Annotated in this window: 13 protein-coding genes; 6 read left to right on the top strand and 7 right to left on the bottom strand. The window is 67.4% G+C overall.

Going from position 1 to position 11,806, the window contains the following annotated elements:
- The first annotated feature begins 38 nt into the window (after nucleotides 1–38).
- Complete coding sequence (locus QRN63_RS29175) at nucleotides 39–767, top strand: Crp/Fnr family transcriptional regulator (RefSeq protein ID WP_285034529.1); 729 nt, start codon at nucleotides 39–41, stop codon at nucleotides 765–767.
- On the opposite strand, the gene QRN63_RS29170 is transcribed toward QRN63_RS29175, so the two are convergent.
- Nucleotides 764–1,228: a hypothetical protein gene (locus QRN63_RS29170; protein ID WP_267317619.1), complete on the bottom strand. Its 465-nt coding sequence runs from the start codon at nucleotides 1,226–1,228 to the stop codon at nucleotides 764–766. The two genes, QRN63_RS29175 and QRN63_RS29170, sit on opposite strands and share 4 nt — an antisense overlap.
- A gap of 280 nt (nucleotides 1,229–1,508) precedes the next feature.
- Here QRN63_RS29170 and QRN63_RS29165 point away from each other — a divergent pair, with 280 nt between their 5' ends.
- A complete protein-coding gene (locus QRN63_RS29165; protein ID WP_285034528.1) occupies nucleotides 1,509–2,768 on the top strand; it encodes a cytochrome P450 in 1,260 nt (419 codons plus the stop codon).
- On the opposite strand, the gene QRN63_RS29160 is transcribed toward QRN63_RS29165, so the two are convergent.
- Nucleotides 2,740–3,081, bottom strand: coding sequence for a hypothetical protein (locus QRN63_RS29160; RefSeq protein WP_285034527.1), 342 nt, complete (start codon nucleotides 3,079–3,081; stop codon nucleotides 2,740–2,742). The two genes, QRN63_RS29165 and QRN63_RS29160, sit on opposite strands and share 29 nt — an antisense overlap.
- 139 nt (nucleotides 3,082–3,220) lie before the next feature.
- Between QRN63_RS29160 and QRN63_RS29155 the strand changes: the two genes are divergently transcribed.
- Nucleotides 3,221–3,958, top strand: coding sequence for a helix-turn-helix domain-containing protein (locus QRN63_RS29155; protein WP_285034549.1), 738 nt, complete (start codon nucleotides 3,221–3,223; stop codon nucleotides 3,956–3,958).
- On the opposite strand, the gene QRN63_RS29150 is transcribed toward QRN63_RS29155, so the two are convergent.
- Nucleotides 3,948–4,712, bottom strand: a complete 765-nt coding sequence (locus QRN63_RS29150) for a L,D-transpeptidase (RefSeq protein WP_502888208.1) — start codon at nucleotides 4,710–4,712, stop codon at nucleotides 3,948–3,950. The genes QRN63_RS29155 and QRN63_RS29150 overlap by 11 nt on opposite strands.
- A gap of 103 nt (nucleotides 4,713–4,815) precedes the next feature.
- The gene (locus QRN63_RS29145) at nucleotides 4,816–6,117 is read right to left on the bottom strand and encodes a DUF7159 family protein (RefSeq protein ID WP_285034526.1); all 1,302 of its coding nucleotides are present in this window, start codon (nucleotides 6,115–6,117) and stop codon (nucleotides 4,816–4,818) included.
- 379 nt (nucleotides 6,118–6,496) lie between these two features.
- Here QRN63_RS29145 and QRN63_RS29140 point away from each other — a divergent pair, with 379 nt between their 5' ends.
- The gene (locus tag QRN63_RS29140; protein ID WP_285034525.1) at nucleotides 6,497–6,703 is read left to right on the top strand and encodes a hypothetical protein; all 207 of its coding nucleotides are present in this window, start codon (nucleotides 6,497–6,499) and stop codon (nucleotides 6,701–6,703) included.
- Nucleotides 6,704–6,761: 58 nt separating this feature from the next.
- Nucleotides 6,762–7,178, top strand: coding sequence for a DUF6188 family protein (locus QRN63_RS29135; protein WP_285034524.1), 417 nt, complete (start codon nucleotides 6,762–6,764; stop codon nucleotides 7,176–7,178).
- 13 nt (nucleotides 7,179–7,191) lie between these two features.
- Here the strand turns inward: QRN63_RS29135 and QRN63_RS29130 are convergent, their stop codons facing one another.
- The gene (locus tag QRN63_RS29130) at nucleotides 7,192–9,120 is read right to left on the bottom strand and encodes a flavin-containing monooxygenase (protein ID WP_285034523.1); all 1,929 of its coding nucleotides are present in this window, start codon (nucleotides 9,118–9,120) and stop codon (nucleotides 7,192–7,194) included.
- 82 nt (nucleotides 9,121–9,202) lie between these two features.
- Here QRN63_RS29130 and QRN63_RS29125 point away from each other — a divergent pair, with 82 nt between their 5' ends.
- Entirely contained in the window at nucleotides 9,203–10,486 is a 1,284-nt protein-coding gene (locus QRN63_RS29125; RefSeq protein ID WP_285034522.1) for a cytochrome P450, read from the top strand.
- 4 nt (nucleotides 10,487–10,490) lie between these two features.
- On the opposite strand, the gene QRN63_RS29120 is transcribed toward QRN63_RS29125, so the two are convergent.
- Both QRN63_RS29120 and QRN63_RS29115 read right to left on the bottom strand, forming a co-directional pair.
- Nucleotides 10,491–10,874, bottom strand: coding sequence for a cupredoxin domain-containing protein (locus QRN63_RS29120; RefSeq protein WP_267317627.1), 384 nt, complete (start codon nucleotides 10,872–10,874; stop codon nucleotides 10,491–10,493).
- A complete protein-coding gene (locus QRN63_RS29115) occupies nucleotides 10,871–11,776 on the bottom strand; it encodes a dienelactone hydrolase family protein (RefSeq protein WP_285034521.1) in 906 nt (301 codons plus the stop codon). The genes QRN63_RS29120 and QRN63_RS29115 overlap by 4 nt, the downstream gene beginning before the upstream one ends.
- Between the last annotated feature and the right edge of the window lie 30 nt (nucleotides 11,777–11,806).

Below are 11,806 nucleotides of genomic sequence, written 5' to 3'. Positions count from 1 at the left end.
CGTATCGGGACAGCGCATCCGTCGAGTAGCTTGCATGGGTGGGCACGGGGGTTGAGCTGAGCGATCTGCACCGCAACGCTGTGCTCGCCACCTTCGGCAGCGATCGCCTGGATCGATTGCTGCCGCACATCCAGACCGACTTCAGCCCTATCGGCCACGTCGCGCAACGGGCCGGCAGCCCGTTGAGCCACATCCACTTTCCCCTCGATTCGGTGTATTCGGTACTGGCCGAATCCGAGCACGGCGCCGGGATCGAAGTGGGCACCGTCGGCTCAGAAGGCCTGGTCGGCATCGCCGGCCATCTGGGTGCGCGCAACAGCCGGCAGACCGTCGTCTGCTGGTGTGCCGGCGACACCGCCTACGTTCCGGTCGCGGAGTTTCTGCAGGCGACAACCGAAGCGGGCCCGTGGCACGACGCGATCGACCGGTTCACCGACTATCTCCTCATCCAGACGGCCCAGAACGTGCTGTGCACCAGCCAGCACTCGGTGCGCGCGCGGTTGGCGCGCTGGCTCCTGGCCGCTCATGACCGATACGACTGCCAACAGTTCTCGAGCACCCAGGAAAGCCTCTCGCAGATGCTGGGTGTGCAGCGCCCGACGATCTCCGAGACGGCGGCACGGATGCAACGCGAGGGCCTGATCATCTACCGGCGGGGCAACATCGAGATCGTCGACCGCGTCGCACTCGGGCAGATCGCGTGCGAGTGCTACCGGGTTGTCGACCAGGCGCTGACGGCGGTGCGGGACGCGGGCCGGCCGAGTTAGCCGGCCGGAGCGTCCGCCGGCGCCGGAGCCGCCACCGGCGCCTGCGGGCCGGCGGGAATGCCCGCGGGCGGTGCTGCGTCGGCGTCCATCGGGCGCTGCGCCAGCAACACGAGGGCCTGCTTCGGGCTGATCTCGCGCTCCTGGACGGCTTGCCAGACATCGCGCAGATACGACAGCTGGTCGGTGTCCTGGGACCCTTCCGCGGCGGTGGTCGTGTACGGCGGCAGATTCTCGGGACTGGACAGGTGCGGCACCGGAGCGGCGTTCGCGACGGGGACCGGCTTTCCGACCGGAGCCGGCGTGGGCGCCACGGGCGGTGGCGGCGGATCGATCGGCGCGGCCGAGAGGTCGACCGGCGCCGTGTCGTCGGCCCATGCGGGCGCCGCCGACGTGACCGGCAGCAGCAACGCTGCGCAGGCCAGCCCTACGGCGCGGAATTTGACGCTGTCCAGGATTCTCATGTGTTGCCCTCCCGTCCGTCTCCGGTAACCAATGGTGCTACAGGTGACTGCGGTATTGCTGGGAATTTGCCGGATCAATGTGGTGCGACCGTACGACTCCGGATCCGGTCCCGCCCGCAACGCGCCCGTCCGGAGCAGACCAGCTACGACGAATAGTGCTCGGCGAATCAGCGGGCATCGGCATTCGCCCAGAATCTGGGCCGAATTATCGGCATAACCTTGCGGCCCGGACCGGCACGCGGTACTAAATTGAAACACGTTGCAGAGTGAGGAGCGTCACATGGCGGCACCCAACATCCCAGCCGGATTCGACTTCACCGACCCCGATATCTACGCGCAGCGGCTGCCGGTCGCGGAGCTGGCCGAGCTGCGCCACGTCGCGCCGATCTGGTGGAACGAGCAGCCCAGCGGCAAGGGTGGTTTCGAAGACGGCGGCTACTGGGTGGTGACGCGGCACAAAGACGTCAAAGAGGTGTCCCGCCGCAGTGATGTGTTCTCCAGCCAGGTGAAGACAGCCATCCCCCGGTACCAGGACGGCACCGTCACCGAGCAGATCGAGCGCGGCAAGTTCGTGCTGCTCAACATGGACGCACCGCACCACACCCACCTGCGCAAGATCATCTCGCGCATGTTCACGCCCCGGGCCATCGAACTGCTGCGGGACGAACTGAGCCGCCGCGCACAACAGATCGTGCAGGAGGCAGCCACCAAAGGCTATGGCGATTTCGTCGAGGAGGTGTCGTGTGAGCTGCCGTTGCAGGCGATCGCCGGGCTCATGGGCGTGCCCCAGGAAGACCGCAAGAAGCTGTTCCATTGGTCCAACCAGATGGTCGGCGACATGGACCCCGAATTCGCAGGCAACGACGCCATCACCGCGTCGGTCGAACTGATCATGTACGGCATGGCCATGGCCGCCGACCGCGGCGCCAACCCGCGCGACGACCTGGTGACCCGGCTCGTGCAGGCCGACGTCGAGGGCCACAAGCTCTCCGACGACGAGTTCGGCTTCTTCGTCATCCTGCTGGCGGTGGCGGGCAACGAGACGACCCGCAACACCATCACGCAGGGCATGATGGCGTTCGCCGAGCACCCCGACCAGTGGGAACTGTTCAAGCGGGAGCGTCCGGCGACGGCAGCCGACGAGATCGTCCGCTGGGCCACGCCGGTCACCTCGTTCCAGCGCACCGCGACGCAGGACACCGAACTCGGCGGAGTGCCGATCAAGAAGGGCCAGCGGGTGGTGATGTTCTACCGGTCGGCCAACTTCGACGAAGAGGTGTTCGACGACCCGTACGCGTTCAACATCATGCGCGATCCGAATCCGCACGTCGGTTTCGGCGGCACCGGCGCCCACTACTGCATCGGGGCGAACCTGGCCCGCATGACCATCGACCTGATGTTCAACGCGATCGCCGACCACATGCCGGACCTGCGTCCGCTCGGCGAGCCCGAGCGCCTGCGGTCCGGCTGGCTGAACGGCATCAAGCACTGGCAGGTCGACTACACCGGCGCTAACGCGAAATCAGCTGTCGCGCACTGACCTTGGGCCGGTCCGGATAGTCGAGCAACGACTGCCAGTAATCGTCGGAAAGCTCCTGGTCGGAACGCAGCACCAGCGCAAGGCCCGTCGCCATCGCGACGCCGAGCAGGCCGAGCCACAAGCCGGTGCCGGCGATGACGACCCACAGGACGGTTGTCAGGGCAGGCCACGGCGACACCAGCATCAGTACCGGCGCGAAGAAGAAACCGGTACCGACGTACCAGGCCGATCCGGTTCGGTCGGCCGCCATGACCGCACGTAGCCAGACCGGCGGAGACTGGGTCGACGGTTGTGGTGCGTGGTTCGTGCGCATGATTCGAGACTGTCCGCACCAGGTAATCGGCGCAATTACCCAACAGGTAGTCGCCACCGGGACGCGCAGCCGCGACACTGGGATCGTGACCGTCGCAAGCGCTGCCCCGACACATTCGCCGCAACCCTTCGGAACGCTGATGCGGCAGTGGCGTCAGCGGCGGCGCATCAGCCAGCTCGACCTGGCGATCGAGGCCGACGTGTCGGCGCGACATCTCAGCTTCATCGAGACCGGCCGGTCGACGCCGAGCCGCGCCATGGTGCTCAAGCTCGGCAGCGTGCTCAATGTTCCTGCGCGAGAACAGAACCGGCTACTTCTGGCCGCGGGTCATGCGCCCGTGTACGCCGAGCGGTCACTCGGCGACCCGGAAATGAGCGCGGTACGCACCGGGATCGATCGCGTCCTCGCCGCATACGAGCCGTTCCCGTGCCTGGCCGTCGACCACCTGTGGAACATCGTCGCTGCCAACGCCGGCATCGCCGTGCTGCTCCAGGAGGTCGCCCCCCGGTTGCTGGAAGCGCCCAACGCGCTCCGCATCTCACTGCACCCGGACGGGCTGGCGCCCCGGATCCGCAATCTCGGACAGTGGCGGCACCACGTGATCGGCCGGCTGCGCCGTGAGGTGGCCGGCAGCGCGTCGGCCGCGCTTCACGGTCTGCTGACCGAGATCGAGGCCTACCCCGGTGGCGACGTCGAATCGTCCGACCTCGGCGGCGTCGCGGTGCCGCTCGAGGTCGACGGTCCGGACGGCCAGGTGCTGACCTTCCTGAGCACCGTCACCACGTTCGGCACGGCGCTGGATCTCACCGCCGCGGAGTTGAGCATCGAAGCGTTCCTGCCCGCCGACGAGGTGACGGCGCAAGCGCTCAGGAGTTGATGACGATCGGGTCGCCGATGTTCACCTGGTTGTAGTACCAGGATGCGTTATCGGTGCTGAGGTTGATGCAGCCGTGGCTGACGTTCGAATTGCCCTGCTGCGCGACGGACCACGGTGCCGCGTGCACGTACACCCCGCCTGAGGTGACCCGCACCGCGTAGTACACCGTCAACTTGTACCCCTCGGGGTCGTTGAGCGGGATGCCGATGGTCCGCGAATCCATGACCACGGGATTCTCCTTCGCCATCGCGGTGAACGAGCCCACGGGCGTCGGATGCTTGGGCTTGCCCATGGACGCCGGCATGGTCTTCACGACCTGGCCGTCGATGCTCACCGTGAAGGTGTGCCCGCTGATGCTTGCGACGCCGAGGGTGGCCGTGGCGGTCTCGAACGACTGCTTGACCCCGCCGACCGACACCATGATGGACGAGTGCGCCGGCCAGTACGTACTGGGCGTGAACTGAACCTTGTTGTCCGCGAGCCACGCGAACGTCCCCGCGGGTGCCTTCGTCATCTTCGGCGACGAGAACTCAATGGTCCGCTCGGCGCGTCCCCGGTCTGCGACCGGCCGGCTGAAGGTCACGGTGACGGGCATCCCGACGCCGACGGCGTGTTCGCTACCCGGCGTGATCGCGGCGACCGGAAGGGACTCGGGCAACGCCGCGACAGCAGCACCCACAGAGCCGCTCAGCATCATCACCGCAGATGCGGCGACGGCCAGCGCATAACGCACAGTTTTGGGCAAGGGGTCCATCCTCCGGTCCGAGATACGTTCACTACATATCGTAGTTCGGCGTCGGGCGTTACTTCGGTCAGCGCACGCCGCTCACCCGGCGAATGCGGCACGACCTCACGGTTTACTGCGGCGGCGCGGCGGGCTCCGCGGGCGGCGCGGCATCAGCAGGCGCCGGAACCGCCGGTGCAGGGGCCTCGGCGGGTACGGCGACAGGCACCGCATTCGCCGGCATCTCCACCGGCGGGATGTCCGTGGCAGCCGGTGGCACGTCGGCGGCCGGCAGGCCGTCAGGATGCATCGCCGGTTCGGGTTCGACGACGGGCGCCGCCTGCGGCTCGACGACCGGTGCATCCGACAACGGTGCCTCGACCGGCGCCGACAGCTCGGCCGACGGCTCGGCGGCGGGCGCCACATGCACCGTCGGCGGCTCGGCCGGTGCGACCGCCTGCTCCGCAGCCGCGGGCCGCGGGCTCTTGGTCACCGACGTCGACGCCCCGCCGTGCGAGGGCAGGAACTGCAGCGTGACGGCCATCGACACCGATGCCACGAACGCCGTCGACCCGACGGCCAGCATGGTCAGGGGCAGCGTGGGCGAGCTCGACACCTGCTCCCACCGCGACGAACCGCGCGAACGATGCCGACCCACCGGTGCGAACGCGGGCCGCTCGAACTGGTCCTCGAACGCGTCGAAGGTCGGATCCCAGCCGAAATCCTCCCCGGCCCATTCGTCGGGGCGCGGCACGTCGCCGAAGTAGTAGGGCTCGGACAGGTCGGAATCGCCCGCCCGCACCGACACCAGCGCCGCGCCACGGGCGAGGGCCAAATCCGCCTCTTCCGGCGTGAACACCGGCACCGAGAGCGCGTCCTGCAGCCCCGGCAGGATGGCCTCGAAGTTACCGGCGGAACCGATGACCACCAACGCCTCCGGCTGCCAGTCCGCGCGGGTGAACACCGCACTGAGCCAGCTGGTCAGTCCGGCCCGGGAGCCGATGGAGTGGTTCACAGCTGTGTGGACGGCGCCGCTGGCGGCATGCACGATCATGGTGATCGCGAATTCCGGCTCGATGGTGCACACCGCGGTGGTGCCGCAACCCAGCGCGTCGGCGATGCCGCGGGCCACCGCCTCGTTGGCCTCCGGGAAGCGCACCGGCACGACATTGTCGAAACCGGATTCCGACAGCGACTGCATCAGCAGTGAGGCCTCGGCGTCGGCGTCGTCGCTCCACGTGAGCCCGATCGACTTGAGCCGCAGCCCCCGCGTCGCCGCCCGCGCCTCGCTGCGCAGCACGGCGGCGGTGGCGTCACCGGAGTTCATGATCTCGACGGCGTCGTGGTCCATGGTGAAACCGTCGACGTCATTGCCCTCGACCAGGACCAGGCCCATGGACGACGGAGTCATGGCCAGCCCGAGCACCGCGTCCACGCAAACAACCCCTTCAAAAAATGCATAACGGCGGCGCACGACCGGCGACGACGCGCTTCGGCGTGCGGGAACTATCCGGAATCGCGGTGAGACAAGCCACCCTTTGACCGGTGACCTTACCCGTTACCTGGGCCACAATGCACCCGTCCACAAGCCACCGACCTGCGGTGATTTGCCAGCTTGCCACGGCGCTGTGTTCAAACCGTTATCAGTATTTGCCATCTTCGCCGTCTCCGCACGGCGTGGTCTGGTTGTCCGCCGCACGTTTGAAGGCCCGCCGGGCGAGGTATGCAGTGGCCTAGTTGTGACCTGTCGCTGCTGCTTCTTGTGATGGGGCGGCGGGAGAATTGTCGGCAAGACCAGCCAGGAGGTCAGCAGCATGACGGCACCGCCACTCACCAGACCCACCGCGGTATCCCACGACGAAGTGGGCGTGCACGTCCGCGGCCTCGGCTGCTCCTACGCGACCTGCACCTGCGGCTGGACCGCCCGGCCCCGGCACCTGCGGGCCGCCGCCGAGCAGGACGCCTGGACGCACTCCATCGAATCCGGCTGCGCCCTGGCATTCCCCCTGGTCAACCGGTAACCGGCTGCCCGTCATCGCCCACTGTTGCGCGCCGCGCGCGGTCGTAAGACAGTGGGTTATGACCGAACAGTGGATTAAAGGATGCGCAGTGCAGCGGATCTCCTTCCGCGACGGACTGGTGCTGGACATGGAGGACTACAACGAGCTCGTCATCTCGGCACCGCTGGCCCTGACCCTGCCTGCCACCGAGACCGACCCGCAAGAGGTCGTCGCGATCAACCCGGCCGACGTGCGCAAACACGAGCGGCCGTTGTTCGACTTCGCCGGCCAGAAGTGCACGCACGCCGAATGGGATGACACCGGCAGCCTGCACCTGGCGTTCGCCGACGGACACCGCATCGATGTGCCCACCGATCAGGAGCACACCTCGTGGGAGCTGTACGGCAAGCGCCACGGCTACGCCGCGTGCCTGCCCCACGGGCGGGTACGGGTCGTCCGGCACGACCTGCCGGATGACGAGGCCGTCACCAACTGATTGCACCGGCGTCTCACCCGAAGGCGTAGTCCTCCGGGTCGGCGTCCCGCGTCCAGGTCCAGTAGTCGACCAGGCGCCACGGGCTGAGTGTGTAGACGTCGCCGTCGGTGTTCTTGTAGAACGAGTGCCGGATGGACGGCTGCGACCACACCATGGTGCGCATCTGGGCCTGGCTGCGTCGCACCCAATCGTCGAGCTTCTCGGGCCGCGGCTCCATCCACCGACGATGACCGGCCAGCAGCAGGTCCAAACACGCTGAGATGTAACGCATCTGGCATTCCGAGTGGAAGATCAGGCTGCCGCCGCTGGCGAGGTTGGTGCCGGGCCCGTACATGCAGAAGAAATTCGGGAACCCCGGCACCGTGATACCCAGATACGCGGTGGGCCGTTCACCCCACTGCTCGGCCAGCACCCGGCCGTCGCGCCCGACGATGGTCATGGGCCACAGCACCTTTCCGGCGTGAAATCCGGTGGCGTAGACGATCACATCGGCGGGATGCCGCGCTCCGTCGTCCGTCACGACGGCATCGGATTCGATGCGGGCGATGGGCGTGCGGACGAGGTCGACGTGGTCCTGCGTGAGTGTGCGGAGCCAACTGCCGTTGTCCTGCAACGTCCGTTTGCCGGTGGCCGGGTAGTCCGGGATCACCTTGGCCAGTAGGTCGGGGTTGTCACCGATCTGGCCTTTGATCCACTCGGTGAACATGATTCGGGTGACGTCGTTGATCTCGCTCACCGCGCGTTGCTGATCGGGATAGTCCGGGTCGACGCGGGCCGCCGCCAGCCCCTTGTCGCACCCGGGCCAGAACAGAAGGAAGCGGTACCAGCGCCCGTAGAACGGCAGGTGCTTCAGTGCCCACTTGACGCCGTCGCCGACCATGGCGTGGTAGTTCGGGTTGGGGAACATCCATTGCGCGGTTCGCTGAAAGATGTTGAGCGAAGCGACTTTATCGGCGATCGACGGCGCGATCTGGAAACCGCTGGCACCGGCGCCCACCATCGCGACATGCTTTCCGGTGAGGTCGACGTCCTGATCCCACTGCGCCGAGTGGAAAGACGGGCCCGCGAAGTCGTCGCGTCCCGAGATCGGCGGCAGATAGGGACGATTGAGTTGCCCGACGGCGCTGATGACCGCGCGGGCCGAGACTGTTTCCGCCGTCCCGTCGGGCCCGCAGACCGCCACCTGCCACGTTGCGGTCACCTCGTCCCACGTCGCGCCGGTGACCTCGGTTTCGAACCTGACGTGCGGGCGAATGCCGTACTTGTCCAGGATGCGTTCGAAATACGCCTGTAGTTCCGGTTGTTCGGCGAAGAACTGCGTCCAGTGGTCGCTGGGTTCGAAGCTGTAGCAGTAGAAGTGGTTTCCGACGTCGACGCGGGCACCGGGATAGCGGTTGTGCCACCAGGTGCCGCCGACACCGGCAGCGCGTTCGATGATGGTGAACGGAATTCCCGCCTCTTTCAGGCGGATACCGGCGAGCAGTCCCGATTCGCCGCAGCCGATGACGAGCACCGGGAAGTCGGCGGCCGCTTCCGCGTCACGACCCGCCGCGCCGGCGCGGACATCTCTGCCGTCGAGCTCCATCTCCTCCAGCACCATCGGCACGTATTCGTCGGGCACCGGCTCGCAGACCAGCCATTCCATCATCTCCTTGATCAGCTCCGCGCCGATCGGTTCGGGCTCGGGGCAGCCGCGGTCGCGGTAGTCCGCGATCACCTTCAGAGCCAGGGTGCGAACTGCCGCCTTGTCGTCCTCGGACATGTAGCCCTGGACCTCGTTGAGGAACAGCCCGGCCGGACGCAGGGCACCGCGGATCAACTCCGGATCACCGGACATGTGCACCAGCGACAGCATCAGTGTGGGGATGCTGACGTCCAGCAGAGCACGGGCGATGTCCTGGTCGGAGGTCGTAAACGGTTGTCCTGCATGTGGGTTGCGCACCACAAGGTGCTACCACGTTCGGCGGAGTCTTCGCAGCCGATTCTGCCGCGGCACTGGCCGACTGAGCCTTACGCTCCGGAACATGGCCATCGCGTTACCCGACAACGGCGCCCCGCCGACGGACCTCGCACTGTCCGACATCGACCTCGGTTCGGTCCGGTTCTGGGGACGCAACGACGGGATCAGGGACGGCGCGTTCGCCACGCTGCGGCGCGAAGCTCCCATCGCCTTCCACGGCGAACTGGCCCAGGAAGGGTTCGAATCGGGCCCCGGCCACTGGGCCTTGACGCGCTACGACGACGTGTTCTTCGCCAGCCGGCACCCACACATCTTCAGCTCCGCCGAGGGCATCACGATCGCTGAGCAGACGCCGGAGCTGGCCGAGTATTTCGGGTCGATGATCGTCATGGACGACCCGCGGCACACGCGGCTGCGCAACATCGTGCGCAGCGCATTCACCCCGAAAGTGGTGGCGCGGACGGAAGCTTCGGTGCGCAACCGGGCCCGCGGCCTCGTCGAGTCCATGATCGAACGTCACCCAGATGGTCACGGCGACATCGTGGCAGACCTGGCCGGTCCCCTGCCGCTGCAGATCATCTGCGACATGATGGGCATCCCGGAGCCGGATCATGAACGGATCTTCCACTGGACCAACATCATTCTCGGGTTCGGCGATCCCGATCTGACCACCGACTACGAGGAGTTCTTCCGGTGCGCCATGGACATCGGCGCCTATGCCACCGCCCTGGCCGACGACCGGCGCGTCAACCCCCACGATGACCTGACCACGGCCCTGGTGCAGGCCGAGGTCGACGGCGAACGCCTGACGTCGAGCGAGGTGGCGTCGTTCTTCATCCTGCTGGTGGTCGCGGGGAACGAGACCACGCGTAACGCCATCAGCCACGGGGTACTGACGCTCAGCCGATTTCCCGAGCAGCGCGACCAGTGGTGGGCCGACTACGACGCAGTGGCGCCCACCGCCGTCGAGGAGATCATCCGCTGGGCCTCCCCTGTCGTCTACATGCGCCGGACGCTCACGCAGGACTTCGAGCTGAGCTGCGTGAAAATGCAAGCCGGGCAGAAGGTTACGTTGTGGTATGGCTCGGCCAACCGGGACGAGGCGAAATTCGACCGGCCCTGGCTGTTCGACGTGCACCGCAACCCCAATCCGCACTTGGGCTTCGGCGGTGGTGGCGCGCACTTCTGTCTGGGGGCGAACCTGGCCCGCCGCGAGATCGCCGTGGCGTTCGAGGAAATTCACCGCCGCGTCCCCGACCTGACGGCCACCGACGAGCCCGACCGGCTGTGGTCGCAGTTCATCCACGGCATCAAGCGCCTGCCGGTCAGCTGGACGCCCCCGCGCTGACGGGCTACTGGACGATCAGCACGCCGATCATCCCCGGGTGGTAGACGCAGTAGTACGGGTACCGGCCGGGGGTCGAGGGTGCGTCGAACGTCGCCTGCGCGTTGCCGCCGACCTTGACGTCGAACTGCCCCTTGACCTTCGACGTCACGGTATGCGCGACGTCGTCGCTGTTGATCACGGTGACCTTCGCGCCGGGCGGCACGGTGAGCGGGTCGCCGAAGTTGAGCGCGGTGATGGTGATCGCCGGCCCCTGCACCGGGCCGGTCACCGGAGCCGCACTGGACGTCGGAGTGCTGTTGGGTGCCGGCGTGGTGGCCGAACAGGCGACAGTCACCCCGGCGGTGAGCGCCGTCGCCACGAGCACCGCCGCCATGCGCGTCGTCGTCATGCCAGGTACCTCTCCATCCAGGACTGCGTCTGTGCCCAGGCGTCGGCGGCCGCGGTGGGGTTGTACCGCTGGCCGGAGTCGTTGAAGAACGCATGATCGGCGTCTGGCTCGACGACGATCTGGTGGACCATGCCGGCCTGCTCGAGTGCGGCTGCCGCCGCGTCCTTGCTCGCCGTCACCCGCGCATCCTTGGCGCCGTAAAAGGCCAGTACCGCAGCCTGTTTCGAGCCGGCGAAATCGTGCGGGTCCGGTAGCGGCCCGTAGAACGGCAACGCCGCCGCCAGCCTCGGCTCGCCGGCCGCCAGGAGTTGCCAGGTGAGCCCGCCGCCGAAACAGAATCCGAGCACCGCCAGTTTCGCGCCGGGCGCCCGTCGCTGCAGTTCGTCGAGCCCGGACCGCAGGTCGGCGATGAACTGGTCCGGCGCAATCTTGCCGAGCGCCGCGGTGGCCTCGGCGGGGTCTTTGAATGCGGCGGTGCCACCCTGCGCCGACAACAGATCGATGCCCAGTGCCGAATAGCCGGTGCCGCCGAAGCGACCGACCACCGATCGCACCCAGTCGGTCAGGCCCTTGTTCTCGTGGATCACCAGCACTGCGCCGCGGGGCTGGGCGGCTGCGGCCCACGCACCCTGTAGCTTGCCGTCGGCCCAGGTTATCGACTCGGGCTGCACGGCGTTCTCCATACCGGGCGGTGGCCCGGGTGCGATGGAGGCCTTGCTCGAGGTCGATGTGGAGGCCGCCGTCGGCCCGCGATTCTCACCGCACGCCGCGATCAGTGCGCTCGCGGCGGCGGTGCCTACACCCAGCAGCGCGAGCCGCCGCAGGGCTTCGCGCCGGGACAGTAACCCGTCGATGTGGTCAGTGGCGATTTCCTCGGCGATGTACCGCTGCAAGGGGGTCACCCGAGCCAGTATCCGCCCTGATCCTGAGCG

The organism is Mycolicibacterium sp. lyk4-40-TYG-92 (genome assembly GCF_030209435.1).
In the GTDB taxonomy this organism is placed as follows: domain Bacteria; phylum Actinomycetota; class Actinomycetes; order Mycobacteriales; family Mycobacteriaceae; genus Mycobacterium.
This window is presented reverse-complemented; position numbering and strand designations above follow the sequence as displayed.